This window comes from Dryocola clanedunensis (assembly GCF_038405435.1).
In the GTDB taxonomy this organism is placed as follows: Bacteria; Pseudomonadota; Gammaproteobacteria; order Enterobacterales; family Enterobacteriaceae; genus Dryocola; species Dryocola clanedunensis_A.
In genome coordinates, this window is the sequence record NZ_JBBYHZ010000009.1 from 59,879 (window position 1) to 74,363 (window position 14,485).

Consider the following 14,485-nt stretch of genomic DNA (forward strand, 5'->3'; position numbering starts at 1 on the left):
CAGGGTGATAGCAGATGGGCCGCCTGCGCATTCGTTCCCGCCAGTTAACCCCTCACAATGTTAGCTTTTCCAGGTGCCACATCGCCGCTTTTCATCGAGAAAAGTCACTTTGTGATCGGCGTGGAACATTGAATAAGAATCAATATCATTTACTTGACAGTTTTGCATAATTTTAATTATCGTCTTGTGGCTGTACGCATAACCAGTAAACACATGCTTTTAAAGGATTCATTTTAAAAAGGAGAAGTTATGTCTAAGCCAGTTCGAATTTCAAATCCCGGCGCAGAATCACTTGGTTTCTTACCTAATGGCGAAGAAGTTATGGCCATATACATTGACGCGCGCCCACCTACCATCGAAATTTTTAATCATCGCGCACCAGCCTGGAGCTCATTTGGCAATAAAACATCCTGGGGTAGCAGTGATTGGGTTGATGACTCCCCTACAAGGCAAGACAAAATTGAACGCGACCAGGAAATAACTACTATTAAAACGGATATTGATGCACAGTTAAAAAATATTCTTCTTAGAAGTGAAACCACAAAGCAACATTTAGCCAGGGCTATAACTAATAAGGCCAATGCCGAGAAAATGTTTCGTGAGGCTCATATCAATAGAGTGGCTAAAAATGAATTATTAGGTCACCAGATCAAAGTAGCACTTGCTGATCTGAATGAGTATGCACTAAAAACAGAATTAGCTGGATACGTTGCATTTAACATTCATGGGGAAGCCCAGAAAATTTTTGCAGATGCTGATTCACTAAGAATAAACTCTCGTGAATCAAAGGAATTGATTAACAAAGCGAAAAATAAAGAAAAAGAAGCAAAAAATGCAGATGCGATCGCTTCAAGCATGTCAGCCGAATACGAAAATAGAAAAGCAGGCTTTGATAAACTTTTATCGAATATCGAAACTGAAGGCGATTCTAATCTGGCCCTGCTTACAACTCAGCATTATCGATTAACTGAAAAATTGGCACGAAACGAAGAAGCAATTCATAAAGCGAATATGAAACTATCTAATACAGTAAATGATCTTCTTCAATCTAAAAATCAGTTACGCAACGCAGAGAAAAATTTAAGTAATCTTCAAAGCACCATAGAAGGAAGAACGATTGTCTCACCAGAGAAAAACCCGATCAAAATTTCTTCGAAGCACAAAGTATTCGTTAAAGATCCAATGTTCTCAGGAAGAATTGATATAGTCACCGAAGCAGAAATTAATAAACGTTTTAATCTTGACTATCTTCTTTCGCATTCTGCTCTCGACTATAAAATAAATATCCTGAACGATCGTGATGCAGTAAAAAGCGATGATTACGAGGGAGACAGAGCAATTTATAAGTTGGAAGTCGCCGAGTGGGAAAAATTACGCACCAGACTTTTAACCGCTCGCAATCAAATTAACACTGCGCAAAATGTTGTTAATGCAGCCAAAGGCAAAGTTCAGCAGAAATCTTCAGAAAATGATATTGCACATCATGAAATTAATAGAATCAATGAAGAAATCATTCAAACACGTAAAAATCTTAAAGAAATAGACGATAAAATTAGTTTAGAAAAACTTAAAAACGAAGACATAATACAAATTAAAGACGCGATGAAAATATCTTCTGATTTTTTCAAGGAAATATATTCAAATTATGGCGACTTACAGAGCAAGATTGCTCAAGAGCTTGCAGCATCTGCAAAAGGAAAGAAAATCCGTAATTTTCATGATGCAATTAAGTCATTTGAGAAATTTAAATCTAACTTAAATAAGAAATACAGTATATCTGATCGCAAAGCTATTTCTAATGCTCTTGAGTCCGTCAAGAGAAGTGAATTATCCAGAAATGTAACTATGTTTAGCAAAAGCTTTGGGTTAACGAGTACCGCTATAGATTTTTATGACATAACAATGGAGATGAAAACTGCAATTGAAACCGATAATTGGCGTCCTTTCTTTGTGAAGATTGAGTCTCAGCTAGCAAATATCGCTGCTGGCAGGCTAACCGCATGGGTGTTCTCCCTGCTTCTGGGTACGCCGCTTGGGATCCTGGGTTTTGCCGTGATTATGGCAGCAGTTAGTGCACTGGTTAACGATAAGCTGCTCCAAAAAATTAATAGTACTATCGGGCTGAATTAACTAGCCAGACTCTAGCCTGCATGACTGAATCTCTTGATTAAGCTGTAGATGAGATAGATGGCTGAAAACAAGATCGCGAAGGTAAAACACACAAGGTAGTACATTGCATAAAGCCCGCTCTTGGCTGCTGTTTCTTTGAATAATCCCCGTTTCCAGAATTCTTTATGCGTAAAGGTTAAAGCAAGGCTTTCCAACAACAAGCGGGAAAAAGGGAACAGGAACATATTGATGATTGAAAAAAAAGCAATAGTTTCAACCGTCGGTGACCCGCCCCCGCTTGACCAGGCGAATATGAAAATAGCTGTCAACAATGCAGCTAATAAGAGGTTTTTGAAATAATAAAGCTTTGTCATATTCGCCTTCCTTCCCTGTTGCTTTCTCCCTTTGCCTCTGATGAACATTAAAAAGCTCAGAAGCGAGAATGATAATCACTCAATCACCTAACCTACATTTTTTCCTAAACAATAGTAAGCAATTTTTGCGTAGCCCAGCACGCGGATCTGTCCCTGCGTTTAGACGAAATGATCTGGTGCCACTGCGCTTTCTCGCTCTATTGCAGAAACACGTCATGATATAAGCAAACTGTGACCCCCATCCCCGTTACCCCCTGAATTTTGCCAGCTTTGCTCCCCGCGCGGCAGCCTTTAGAAGGTTAGCCTGGCGCTCACTCTTTAGACTGAATGCCACTGGGGTAGCGAGCGGTAGCCCCTGCGTTTTCCAGTTAAAACAGAGGGATAATAATGAGTAACGCGATCGCAATGGGGATACTCTGGCATCTGGTCGGCGCGGCAAGCGCGGCCTGCTTTTATGCCCCTTTCAAGAAAGTACAGCGCTGGTCCTGGGAGACCATGTGGGCGGTGGGCGGCTTCGTGTCGTGGATTGTTTTACCCTGGGCCGTCAGCGCAACCCTGCTGCCGGATTTCTGGTCGTACTATGGCTCCTTCGGGGCTTCAACGCTGCTGCCGGTGTTCCTGTTTGGCGCAATGTGGGGCATCGGCAACATTAACTACGGCCTGACGATGCGCTACCTGGGGATGTCGATGGGCATTGGCATTGCGATTGGCATAACGCTTATCGTCGGTACCCTGATGACGCCAATTATTGCCGGAAAATTCGACGTGCTGGTTGGCACACCGGGTGGACGTATGACGCTGCTGGGCGTGCTGGTTGCGGTTATCGGCGTGGCGATTGTCACCCGCGCAGGCCAGCTAAAAGAGCGCCAGATGGGTATTAAAGCCGAAGAATTTAACCTCAAAAAAGGGCTGGTGCTGGCCGTCATGTGCGGCATTTTCTCCGCGGGCATGTCCTTTGCGATGGACGCCGCAAAACCGATGCATGAAGCCGCCGCCGCGCTGGGCGTTGACCCGCTCTACGTTGCGCTGCCGAGCTATGTGGTAATTATGGGAGGCGGAGCGGTTATTAACCTCGGCTTCTGCTTCATACGTCTGGCAAAAGTGAAGCATCTGTCGATAAAAGCCGACTTCTCTATCGCCAGACCGCTAATTATCGCCAACGTGCTGTTCGCCGCCCTCGGCGGGCTGATGTGGTACCTGCAGTTCTTCTTCTATGCATGGGGACACGCCAAAATTCCGGCGCAGTATGACTATATGAGCTGGATGCTGCACATGAGCTTCTACGTGCTTTGCGGCGGGCTGGTTGGTCTTATCATGAAAGAGTGGAAATCCGCAGGCCGCCGTCCGGTGGGCGTGCTGAGCGTAGGCTGCGTGGTGATTATCCTGGCTGCCAACATCGTTGGCCTCGGCATGGCAAACTGATCACACGGCTGCGGTATACCGTTGGCGCCACATCCGTGGCGTCAATCCTGTCTCTTTAGTGAACACCACCGAAAAGTAGTTACTGTCCTCAAAGCCGCAGCGCGTGGCGATATCGCCGATCAGCATCTCGCTGTGGCGCAGTAAATCCTGCGCCTGGCAGATCCGTAGCTGACGCAAATACTGGCTGACCGACATGCCAGTTTGCTGGCGAAAGAGCTGCCGCAGATTGCGCTCCGTCACCTGCTGCTGCTGGCAAAACTGCTGTAAATCGAACGGCGTTTCCAGGCTTTTTCCCAGCGCGCCCATCAGCAGATCCAGCGTTTCACCGCTGTCCGGTCCCGCTGCGTCCTGCGGCTGATAGCGGTGCCTGCGCAGCATGATGCAAAGCTGCAAAAACAGGCTTTCCGTCAGCCAAAGGGACAGCGCATCCGGCTTCGGGCTTTCATGCTCCAGCTGGGCGATAAGCGGCCGGGCCTGGGCCATACCCTGGCTGCTGAGCCGCCAGCGCACGTCGTTGCTGTGCAGCAGTTCTCCCCAGTCGACGTTAAGCTTCAGCCGTTCAGGGCAGTAGATAATGTTATGCAGGACCAGATCGTTGACCGACTCGTAGCTGTGCCGGTCCTCGGCGCGGATGTAAAACAGGTCACCGCAGGTGATGCGATAGGAGCGATCGTTAAGGATATGCAGCCCGTTTCCGCGCCACACCAGCACCAGCTCGCAAAAATCATGGGTATGCTCCGCGAAGACGTTTTGCGGATAGCGGTCCGCCACCGCCACGGGCTGGGCGGGGGATGTAAAAAAATCGGCTTTCTTAAGCATTAAATGACCAGCCACCGCGCACCCTCAAAACCAGAACAATCAGAAATTATTGGATTTTTCGGCGTAAAAAACGGTGACTGTCTTCGCGATTACTGAAGTTGGGTATCCCGCCCCTGGCGAATTTCGCGTGGGGACCAGGCGAACTCGCGTTTGAACAGGGTTGAGAAGTGGTTGCTGTCGCCGAAGCCGCACTGGAAGGCGATATCCGTGACGCTCTCTTCGCCGTGGCGCAGCAGGTGACGCGCTTTCATCAGGCGTAAACGGTTCAGGTAGCGCTGCGGCGTCATGCCGGTTTGCTGTTTCAGCTGGCGGTGCAGCGTGCGCAGGGAAAGGGTGAACTGCGAGGCGAGCTGCTCCCAGCATACCTCTTCGGCAAAATGCTCTTCCAGCCACGCCATCAGCTGATTGAGCCGCCCTTCGGAGTTTGTCGCACCTTCCGCCATGCTGCCCTTACGCAGCAGCACCAGCAGCTGCATAAAGAGGATTTCCCGGTTGGCGACGGCGTGGGTATCCGCGCTTTCCCCTATATTTTCAAACTGTTCGATAAGCCCACGCACCTGCTGCAAAACGGGCTGATTCACGCGCCAGTGGGACGGATAGAGGCCATCCTGTTCCTGCGGCAGCAGCTTATCCAGCCCGGAAAGAAAGCAAAACGCATCCGGCGCGCGGTAAAGAATGTTGGTCAGGCAGAGGTTTTCCGTGTGCTCGTAAAGATGGCGGTCGTGATCGCGCACGAAGCAGACCGATCCGCCGCTCAGCGTGTAGGGCTGGCCGTTGAAGACGTGCGTCCCGGTGCCGTGCTCGACAATCACAATTTCGCAGAAGTCGTGGTGGTGTTCCGGAAACGCAGCCTGCGGCAAACGCGGCTCAATCGCCACCGACGCGGCACCTGAAGGGAAGAAGTCAAAGCCATGCAGTATTGTCATTCTCACGCCCACCACGCTGATAAACCGATGCCTGATAGTAGATAACCCTTCTCATCAGCACCTTAAATTTTCGACGCGAAATCCGCTAAAAGCTGCACGTTTTTTAAGAAACGACGGGAAAGATCGGGAAGTGTGGATAGCGTCACAGGCCGCATGAGAGCGGTGCAAGCGCGATTCTGTGACATCACTCACGTTCATCTTTGCATCTTTGCCAGCGGGCCATTCGCGCTGTCAGTAATGAGAAGGTGGGCGCGGGCGTTCCTTTCTAAAGTGGGGGCAACTCTTTTGTAAGGACCCCCGACCATGACTGTACGCCATAGCGTTGCGGTTGACCTGGGCGCTTCAAGCGGCCGCGTCATGCTGGCCCGCTTCGAAAGCGGCACCCGCCACATCTGCCTGCGAGAAATTCACCGTTTCAGCAACTGTCTGAAACAGGTAGAGGAAACCACCGCCTGGGATTTGGACGCGCTGGAAGGCGAGATCCGCACCGGCCTGCAAAAGGCGTGCGACGAAGGCATTCGCATCGACAGCATCGGCATCGACACCTGGGGCGTGGATTTCGTGCTGATTGACCGCGACGGCAACCGCGTCGGCCTGCCCGTCTCTTACCGCGACAGCCGCACCGACGGCGTGATGGACAGGGCGCTGGGCGAATTAGGCCGCGAAGAGATCTATCGCCGCACCGGCATCCAGTTTCTGCCCTTCAATACCCTTTACCAGCTGCGCGCTCTTAGCGAACGGCAGCCGGAGCTGCTCGATAAGGTCGAACACGCGCTGCTGATCCCCGACTACTTCTGCTACCGCCTGACCGGCGCGCTGAACTGGGAGTACACCAACGCCACCACCACTCAGCTGGTGAACATCAACAGCGACAGCTGGGATGAAACCCTGCTCGCCTGGGCCGGCGTTCCGCAAAAATGGTTCGGCACCCCGACCCATCCCGGCAACGTTATCGGCCAGTGGATCTGCCGCGAAGGCAATAAAATCCCGGTCGTCTCCGTTGCCACGCACGACACCGCCAGCGCGGTCATCGGCGCGCCGCTGAAAGACAAAGACGCGGCCTATCTCTCTTCCGGCACCTGGTCGCTGATGGGCATGGAGAGCAAAACGCCGTACGCCACGCCGAAGGCGCTGGCCGCTAACATCACCAACGAAGGCGGAGCGGAAGGCCGCTACCGCGTGCTGAAAAATATTATGGGGCTGTGGCTGCTCCAGCGCGTGACCCGCGAGCTGAAAATAACCGACCTGCCGGACCTGATTGCCCGCGCCCAGCTTATCCCGGCCTGTAAGTTCGTAATTAACCCGAACGACGACCGCTTCATCAACCCGGAAAGCATGAGCCGCGAAATCCAGGCCGCCTGCCGGGAGAGCCACCAGCCGGTGCCGCTCGACAACAGCGAGCTGGCGCGCTGCATTTTCGACAGCCTGGCGCTGCTGTACGCGCAAATTCTCAAAGAGCTGGCCGATCTGCGCGGCCGCCCGGTGAGCTGCCTGCACATCGTCGGCGGCGGCAGCCAGAACGCCCTGCTCAACCAGCTCTGTGCCGACGCCTGCGGCGTGCCGGTGCTCGCCGGGCCGGTAGAGGCCTCCACCCTCGGCAACGTCGGCTGTCAGCTGATGGCGCTGGACGAAATTACCGACGTCGATGACTTCCGCAAAGTCGTCGCCGCTAACTACGAACTCACCCCCTTTTCCCCTCAAACAGACAGCGAAATTGCCCGCTACGTGGCGCAGTTTCAGCACAACCGTCAAACCTGTAAGGAGTTTTGCGCATGACCACCACTATCGATCGGGCCTGGGAACTGGCTAAGCAGCGCTTTGCCGCCGTGGGCGTAGATGTTGAAGCCGCGCTGCATCAGCTCGACCGCCTGCCGGTTTCAATGCACTGCTGGCAGGGCGACGACGTTGCCGGATTTGAAAACCCGGAGGGCACGCTGAGCGGCGGTATCCAGGCCACCGGTAACTATCCGGGCAAGGCGCGCAACGCGGCTGAACTGCGTGCCGATCTGGAGCAGGCGCTGAGTCTGATCCCAGGGCCGAAGCGCCTGAACCTGCACGCGATCTACCTGGAATCCGACACCCCGGTTTCCCGCGACAAAATCAAACCAGAACACTTTAAAAACTGGGTGGAATGGGCAAAAGCCAACAGGCTGGGGCTGGATTTCAACCCGTCCTGCTTCTCCCACCCGCTGAGCGCGGACGGCTTCACCCTCTCCCACGCCGACGACAATATCCGCCAGTTCTGGATTGACCACGTGAAGGCCAGCCGCAAAGTCTCCGCTTACTTTGGCGAACAGCTCGGCACGCCGTCGGTGATGAACATCTGGATCCCGGACGGCATGAAAGACATCACCGTTGACCGCCTGGCCCCGCGCCAGCGCCTGCTGGAAGCCCTTGATGAAGTCATCAGCGAGAAGCTGAACCCGGCGCACCACATCGACGCGGTAGAGAGCAAATTGTTCGGCATCGGTGCGGAAAGCTACACCGTCGGCTCCAACGAGTTTTACTTCGGCTACGCCACCAGCCGCCAGACCGCGCTGTGCCTGGATGCTGGCCACTTCCACCCGACCGAAGTTATCTCCGACAAGATCTCCAGCGCCATGCTCTACGTGCCGCGCCTGCTGCTGCACGTCAGCCGTCCTGTGCGCTGGGACAGCGACCACGTGGTGCTGCTGGATGACGAAACCCAGGCCATCGCCAGCGAAATCATCCGCCACGACCTGTTCGACCGGGTGCATATCGGCCTCGATTTCTTCGACGCGTCCATCAACCGCATCGCGGCGTGGGTTATCGGCACCCGCAACATGAAGAAGGCCCTGCTGCGCGCGCTGCTGGAGCCAACCGAAACCCTGCGCCAGCTTGAAAAAGAGGGCGACTACACCGCGCGTCTGGCGCTGCTGGAAGAGCAGAAGTGCCTGCCGTGGCAGGCGGTCTGGGAGATGTACTGCCAGCGCAACGACACGCCAGCGGACGCGCAGTGGCTGAACACGGTTCGCCATTACGAAAAAGAGACGCTGAGCAAGCGCGCTTAAGAGAGTCGGTGGATGGCGCTGCGCTTATCCACCTTGTAACTAATTATCGTAGGGCGGATAAGCGTCAGCGTCATCCGCCAGTTCAGACAGGAAAATACTATGCAGAACATCCTTAACGCCTGGTTTGTTGAAGGCATGATCAAAGCGACCAGCGACGCCTGGCTGAAGGGCTGGGACGAGCGCAACGGCGGCAACATCACCATGCGTCTTGACGAGGCGGACATTGCACCGTTCACGGACGACTTCCACGCCGCACCGCGCTACATCAAGCTGAGCCAGCAGATGCCGGATCTTGCCAACACACCGTTTATCGTCACCGGCTCCGGCAAGTTCTTCCGCAACGTGCAGCTCGACCCGGCGGCAAATATCGGCGTGGTAAAAGTGGACAACAAGGGCACCGGCTACCACATTTTGTGGGGGCTGGAAAACGAAGCGGTGCCGACCTCGGAGCTGGCGTCGCACTTCCAGTCGCACTGCGTGCGCAAGAAGGTTACCGATGGAAAAGATCGCGTGATCATGCACTGCCACGCCACCAACCTGATTGCCCTGACCTACGTGCTGGAAAACGACACCGACGTCATCACCCGTAAGCTGTGGGAAGGCAGCACCGAATGTCTGGTGGTCTTCCCGGACGGCGTGGGTATTCTGCCGTGGATGGTGCCGGGCACCGACGAGATCGGCGACGCCACCGCGGGCCAGATGCAGAAACACTCGCTGGTGCTGTGGCCGTTCCACGGCGTTTTCGGCAGCGGCCCGACGTTCGACGAGGCCTTTGGGCTGATCGACACCGCCGAGAAGTCGGCAGAGGTGCTGGTGAAAGTGATTTCGATGGGCGGCATGAAACAGACCATCTCTCGCGATGAGCTTATCGCACTAGGTAAACGTTTTGGCGTCACGCCGCTGGCAAGTGCTTTAGAGCTTTAAGTCTGTAAACGGTGGATGGCGCTGCGCTTATCCACCCTACAAAAATGAACACTGGATGACGCTGCGCTTATTCACCCTGCATTTTCTTTGTAGGTCGGATAAGCGCAGCGTCATCCGACAAAAAGTACCGTGAATAAAAATAAAAAACACCTGCAAACTGTCCCTACCCGTGGAGTATAAGCTATGAAAATTAAAGCAATAGTAGGCTGTACACTCACCGTTGCCGCACTGGCGTTGTCCGGTTCTGCCCTTGCCGAAGTGAAGATCGCGCTGGTTGCGAAATCCCTCGGCAACGGTTTCTTTGAAGCAGCGAACGTGGGGGCGCAGGAGGCCGCCAAAGAGCTGGGGGATGTGAAGGTCATTTACACCGGCCCGACGACCACTACCGCAGAAGCACAGATTGAAGTACTCAACGGCCTGATCGCTCAGGGCGTTGACGCCATCGCCATTTCCGCCAACGATCCGGACGCCCTTGTCCCGGTGCTGAAAAAAGCCATGCAGCGCGGCATCAAAGTCGTCTCCTGGGATTCCGGGGTGGCGAAAGAGGGCCGTCAGATCCACCTTAATCCCTCCAATAACGCGCTGATTGGCGAAACCAACGTCAGGCTCGCCGCCGATGCGCTGAAGGCGATGAACATTGAAAAAGGCGACGTGGCGGTATTAAGCGCGACGCCGACCTCCACCAACCAGAACATCTGGATTGCGGAGATGAAAAAGGTGCTGCCGAAGTATCCGTCCGTCAACCTGGTGACCGTGGCCTACGGCGACGACCTGTCTGACAAGAGCTACCGCGAAACCGTCGGCCTGCTGAAATCTTATCCTGATCTGAAAGTCATCGTTTCCCCGTCTTCGGTGGGCATCGTTGCCGCCGCGCAGGCGGTGAAGGACCAGGGAAAAATCGGCAAGGTTTACGTAACCGGCCTCGGCCTGCCGTCTGAAATGGCGGGCGCGGTGAAATCCGGCGCGTCAAAAAGCTTCGCCATCTGGAACCCTATCGACCTGGGCTACGCGGCGACCTACCTGGCGGATGACTTAGTCAAAGGCAGCGCCACCAAAACCGAAGCCAGCATGGGCAAGCTGGGCAAAGTTAAGCTCGACGCCGACGGCAGCGGCGCGATGGCCGAACCCTTTGTTTACGACGCCAGCAACATCGATAAATTCTCCAAAATCTTCTGATTGTGTTCGGCGGGTAGCCCTTCGCTTACCCGCCCTGCACGGCTCAATGTAGGGTGGATAAGCGCCAGCGCCATCCACCATTTTGTGCATTCTGGATGGGGAATTTACGATGACAGTTACCACACCGCTGCTGTCACTCAGGGGGATAACCAAACTGTTCCCCGGCGTGCGCGCCCTTGAAAACGTTCATCTCGACCTGTGGCCGGGCAAAGTCACCGCGCTTATCGGTGAGAACGGCGCGGGCAAATCAACCCTGGTCAAAGTGATGACCGGAATTTACCAGCCCGAAGAGGGCGAGCTGCTCTATAAAGCGATCCCGATTACGCTGCCCAACCCGGAGTCGGCGCACAAGGTCGGCATCACCGCGATCCATCAGGAAACCGTGCTCTTCGACGAGCTGACGGTCACCGAAAACATTTTTGTCGGCCACTATCTGTATCGCGGCCTGTTTAAGAAGCTCGACTGGCCCGCCATGCACCGGCAGGCGCGGGATCTCCTCGCCCGCCTTGAAGTGCAGATAGACCCCCGCGCCACGCTGAAAACCCTGAGCATCGCCCAGCGCCATATGGTGGCGATTGCCCGCGCGCTGTCGTTCGACGCCCAGGTGGTGATTCTGGATGAGCCAACCGCCGCCCTTTCGCAGCATGAAATCGTTGAGTTCTACCAGATCGTCGGACGCCTGAAGCGCGAAGGCAAAGCCATCCTGTTTATCTCGCACAAGTTCGACGAAATTTTTGCGATTGCCGACCACTACACCATCCTGCGCGACGGCGTATATATCGGCTCCGGGCAAATCAGCGACATCAGCGAAGAGCGCATGGTGACGATGATGGTCGGGCGTGAGATCAGCCACGCGTACCCGAAAACGTCCTGCGAGCCGGGCGAAACGGTGCTGGAGGTGAAAGATCTCTGTCACCCAACGGAGTTCGCGCACATCAATTTCACCCTGCGCAAAGGCGAGATCCTCGGTTTCTACGGCCTGGTCGGCGCCGGGCGTACGGAGCTGATGCAGGCGCTGTCCGGCGTGTCACGCCCGAGCCACGGCGAAATCCGCCTCAACGGGCAGCCGAGGCAGTTCAGCCAGCCCGCGGACGCCATCAGGGCCGGAATTGTCTGCGTGCCGGAAGAGCGCCAGAAGCAGGGGGCGATTATCGGGCTGCCCATCAGCCAGAACATCAGCCTGCCGCAGCTTTCCCGCCTCAACCCGAACGGCGTGCTCAACGACGCCCGGGAATGGGCGCTGGCGGATGAATATGCGAAGCGGCTCCAGGTCAAAGCCTCAAGCTGGCGGCAGCCGGTCGAAACCCTGTCCGGCGGCAACCAGCAGAAGGTGGTGATCGGCAAATGGCTGGCGACCAGACCTGCGGTCATCATTCTGGACGAGCCAACCAAGGGCATTGATATCGGCTCGAAGGCGGCGGTGCACCAGTTTATGTCCGAGCTGGTCGGCCAGGGGCTGGCGGTGATCATGGTGTCGTCGGAGCTGCCGGAGGTGATGGGCATGGCCGACCGGATTATCGTCATGCACGAAGGGCTGATGGTGGCGGAGTACAGGGCCGGTGAGGCGAGCGCGGAGACTATCGTCAGCGCCGCCAGCGGCGTGGGCGAGGAGGCGGCATAACATGTGGCAGACCCTGCTTAAACATCGTGAGGCCCTGCTCGCCGGGGTCATCGTGCTGATGGTGCTGGCGATTGGCAGCCGCGCGCCGTCGTTCCTCGCGCCGTCCAACCTGGTGGAGATGTTCAACGACACGTCCATTCTGATTATTCTCGCGCTCGGCCAGATGATGGTGCTGCTCACCAGGGGCATCGACCTGTCGATGGCGGCCAACCTGGCGCTGACCGGCATGTGCGTCGCCCTGCTCAACTTCCATCATCCTGAGATCCCCGTCGCCGTGCTGCTGGTTATCGCCACCCTGCTCGGCCTGCTGATGGGCATCATCAACGGGCTGCTGGTCTGGAAGCTCGGCATCCCGGCGATTGTCGTGACGCTCGGCACCATGAGCATCTTCCGGGGGATTATCTTCCTGTTGACCAACGGCGGCTGGATAAACGCCCACCAGATGAGCGCCGGTTTCCTGGCGCTGCCGCGCACCGCCGTGCTGGGGATGCCGCTGCTGAGCTGGTGCGCCGTGGCGGCCCTGCTGCTGGTCGGTTACTTCCTGCGCTACAGCCGCACCGGGCGCGCGATGTACACCGCCGGAGGCAACGCCACCGCCGCGTACTACACGGGCATCAACGCCGGAAAAATGCAGTTCATCAGCTTCAGCCTGAGCGGCGCGCTGGCGGGATTCTGCGGCTATCTGTGGATTTCGCGCTTTGCCGTTGCGTATGTTGACGTGGCTAACGGTTTTGAACTGCAAATCGTAGCAGCCTGCGTGATTGGCGGCATCAGCACCATGGGCGGCACTGGCCGCGTGCTGGGCTGCCTGTTCGGCGCACTGTTCCTCGGCGTGATCAACAACGCGCTGCCGGTGATCGGCGTCTCGCCGTTCTGGCAGATGGCGATTTCCGGGGCGGTAATTGTGATTGCGGTGCTGCTCAACGAGCGCGGCAACAAGCGTAAAGGCAGGCTGATTCTGCGCGACGTCGCGCTTTCCCGACAAAAAGAGGCGGTGAAACCATGAATAAAACGCTGATCTCTGAGCAGGCGGCCCCCGTCGCCCGTCCCGACTCGCGCCTTAAAAAGCTGCTGTGCTGGGAAACGTTCCTGCTGGCGGTGACGCTGGCGGTATTTGTGGCGAACGCGCTGGCTTCTCCCTATTTCCTGAACGTCTGGAACCTGTCGGACGCCACCTTCAACTTCACCGAGAAAGCGATCATCGTGCTGCCGATGGCCATGCTGATTATCGCCCGGGAGATTGACCTGTCCGTCGCTTCCACTATTGCGCTCAGCTCCACGGCAATGGGCTTCTGCGCCCAGGCGGGCATGGATACGCCGCTGCTGGTCTGCGTAGGGCTGGGCGTCGGGCTGCTTTGCGGCCTGTTCAACGGCTGGCTGGTGACGCGCTTTAACCTGTCGTCCATCGTCATCACCATCGGCACCATGAGCCTGTACCGCGGCATCACCTACATTCTGCTCGGCGACCAGGCGCTGAACACCTGGCCTGAGAGCTTCGCATGGTTCGGGCAGGGCTACGTGTGGGGCGCGCTGTCGTTTGAGTTCACGCTGTTTATCGTGCTGGCGGGCGCGTTCGCTTTCCTGCTGCACAAAACCAACTTTGGCCGCCGCACTTACGCCATCGGCAATAACCCGACCGGCGCGTGGTATTCCGGCATCAACGTCAAACGGCACAACATGATCCTCTTCGTGCTGGTCGGCGTGATGGCCGGGCTTGCGGCGGTGCTGCTGACCTCAAGGTTAGGCAGCACCAGGCCAACGATTGCCATGGGCTGGGAGCTTGCCGTGGTGACCATGGCGGTGCTGGGCGGCGTCAATATTCTTGGCGGCTCCGGCAGCATCACCGGGGTGGTTATCGCCGCCTTCCTGATGGGGCTGGTGACCTTCGGCCTGAGCCTGCTCAACGTGCCGGGCATCGTGATGTCGATTATCGTCGGCCTGATGCTGATCGTGGTGATTTCCCTGCCGATTCTTACCCGGCGCTTCATACAACGTAGGGTGGATAAGCGCAGCGTCATCCACCACTAAATTTTCGGCGGGTGACGCATTGCTTACCCGTCCTACGCTTACCCTGGAGGGGAG

The 14,485-nt window shown here is 55.8% G+C and carries 12 protein-coding genes; 9 read left to right on the forward strand and 3 right to left on the reverse strand.

The features are described from left to right. Positions 1–249 precede the first annotated feature (249 nt). A complete protein-coding gene (locus AAE045_RS17545) occupies positions 250–2,130 on the forward strand; it encodes a colicin-like pore-forming protein (RefSeq protein ID WP_455548828.1) in 1,881 nt (626 codons plus the stop codon). An 11-nt stretch (positions 2,131–2,141) separates the two neighbouring features. Here AAE045_RS17545 and AAE045_RS17550 read toward each other — a convergent pair whose 3' ends face one another. Further along, a complete protein-coding gene (locus AAE045_RS17550) occupies positions 2,142–2,483 on the reverse strand; it encodes a colicin E1 family microcin immunity protein (protein WP_455548829.1) in 342 nt (113 codons plus the stop codon). 387 nt (positions 2,484–2,870) lie between these two features. Between AAE045_RS17550 and rhaT the strand changes: the two genes are divergently transcribed. Then, positions 2,871–3,905 (forward strand): L-rhamnose/proton symporter RhaT, encoded by a 1,035-nt coding sequence (gene rhaT, locus AAE045_RS17555; protein WP_455548830.1) that lies wholly within the window; start codon positions 2,871–2,873, stop codon positions 3,903–3,905. On the opposite strand, the gene rhaR is transcribed toward rhaT, so the two are convergent. Together rhaR and rhaS (AAE045_RS17565) are read right to left on the reverse strand one after the other, a co-directional pair. Beyond that, complete coding sequence (gene rhaR / locus AAE045_RS17560) at positions 3,906–4,739, reverse strand: HTH-type transcriptional activator RhaR (protein WP_455548831.1); 834 nt, start codon at positions 4,737–4,739, stop codon at positions 3,906–3,908. Between the two features lie 74 nt (positions 4,740–4,813). Next, a complete protein-coding gene (gene rhaS / locus AAE045_RS17565; protein ID WP_202305621.1) occupies positions 4,814–5,650 on the reverse strand; it encodes an HTH-type transcriptional activator RhaS in 837 nt (278 codons plus the stop codon). A gap of 303 nt (positions 5,651–5,953) precedes the next feature. Between rhaS (AAE045_RS17565) and rhaB the strand changes: the two genes are divergently transcribed. The 7 genes from rhaB to AAE045_RS17600 all read left to right on the forward strand — a co-directional run bounded on the left by rhaB (position 5,954) and on the right by AAE045_RS17600 (position 14,431). After that, the gene (gene rhaB, locus AAE045_RS17570; RefSeq protein ID WP_455548832.1) at positions 5,954–7,426 is read left to right on the forward strand and encodes a rhamnulokinase; all 1,473 of its coding nucleotides are present in this window, start codon (positions 5,954–5,956) and stop codon (positions 7,424–7,426) included. After that, positions 7,423–8,682: an L-rhamnose isomerase gene (locus AAE045_RS17575; RefSeq protein WP_202305617.1), complete on the forward strand. Its 1,260-nt coding sequence runs from the start codon at positions 7,423–7,425 to the stop codon at positions 8,680–8,682. Before rhaB ends, AAE045_RS17575 begins: the two co-directional genes overlap by 4 nt. 99 nt (positions 8,683–8,781) lie before the next feature. Then, the gene (gene rhaD / locus AAE045_RS17580; RefSeq protein ID WP_202305616.1) at positions 8,782–9,606 is read left to right on the forward strand and encodes a rhamnulose-1-phosphate aldolase; all 825 of its coding nucleotides are present in this window, start codon (positions 8,782–8,784) and stop codon (positions 9,604–9,606) included. Positions 9,607–9,789: 183 nt separating this feature from the next. Next, positions 9,790–10,782, forward strand: coding sequence for a rhamnose ABC transporter substrate-binding protein (gene rhaS / locus AAE045_RS17585; RefSeq protein ID WP_455548833.1), 993 nt, complete (start codon positions 9,790–9,792; stop codon positions 10,780–10,782). A gap of 109 nt (positions 10,783–10,891) precedes the next feature. After that, complete coding sequence (locus tag AAE045_RS17590) at positions 10,892–12,403, forward strand: sugar ABC transporter ATP-binding protein (RefSeq protein WP_202305614.1); 1,512 nt, start codon at positions 10,892–10,894, stop codon at positions 12,401–12,403. A gap of 1 nt (position 12,404) precedes the next feature. Continuing rightward, complete coding sequence (locus tag AAE045_RS17595; RefSeq protein WP_455548834.1) at positions 12,405–13,409, forward strand: ABC transporter permease; 1,005 nt, start codon at positions 12,405–12,407, stop codon at positions 13,407–13,409. After that, positions 13,406–14,431, forward strand: coding sequence for an ABC transporter permease (locus tag AAE045_RS17600; RefSeq protein WP_455548835.1), 1,026 nt, complete (start codon positions 13,406–13,408; stop codon positions 14,429–14,431). Before AAE045_RS17595 ends, AAE045_RS17600 begins: the two co-directional genes overlap by 4 nt. Positions 14,432–14,485 lie beyond the last annotated feature (54 nt).

Excerpts from the sequence above, each read along its gene's own strand:
- AAE045_RS17545 (WP_455548828.1), top strand. The coding sequence starts at position 250 with ATGTCTAAGCCAGTTCGAATTTCAAATCCCGGCGCAGAATCACTTGGT.
- AAE045_RS17550 (WP_455548829.1), bottom strand. The coding sequence starts at position 2,483 with ATGACAAAGCTTTATTATTTCAAAAACCTCTTATTAGCTGCATTGTTG.
- rhaT (WP_455548830.1), top strand. The coding sequence starts at position 2,871 with ATGAGTAACGCGATCGCAATGGGGATACTCTGGCATCTGGTCGGCGCG.
- rhaS (WP_202305621.1), bottom strand. The coding sequence starts at position 5,650 with ATGACAATACTGCATGGCTTTGACTTCTTCCCTTCAGGTGCCGCGTCG.
- rhaB (WP_455548832.1), top strand. The coding sequence starts at position 5,954 with ATGACTGTACGCCATAGCGTTGCGGTTGACCTGGGCGCTTCAAGCGGC.
- AAE045_RS17575 (WP_202305617.1), top strand. The coding sequence starts at position 7,423 with ATGACCACCACTATCGATCGGGCCTGGGAACTGGCTAAGCAGCGCTTT.
- rhaD (WP_202305616.1), top strand. The coding sequence starts at position 8,782 with ATGCAGAACATCCTTAACGCCTGGTTTGTTGAAGGCATGATCAAAGCG.
- rhaS (WP_455548833.1), top strand. The coding sequence starts at position 9,790 with ATGAAAATTAAAGCAATAGTAGGCTGTACACTCACCGTTGCCGCACTG.
- AAE045_RS17590 (WP_202305614.1), top strand. The coding sequence starts at position 10,892 with ATGACAGTTACCACACCGCTGCTGTCACTCAGGGGGATAACCAAACTG.
- AAE045_RS17595 (WP_455548834.1), top strand. The coding sequence starts at position 12,405 with ATGTGGCAGACCCTGCTTAAACATCGTGAGGCCCTGCTCGCCGGGGTC.
- AAE045_RS17600 (WP_455548835.1), top strand. The coding sequence starts at position 13,406 with ATGAATAAAACGCTGATCTCTGAGCAGGCGGCCCCCGTCGCCCGTCCC.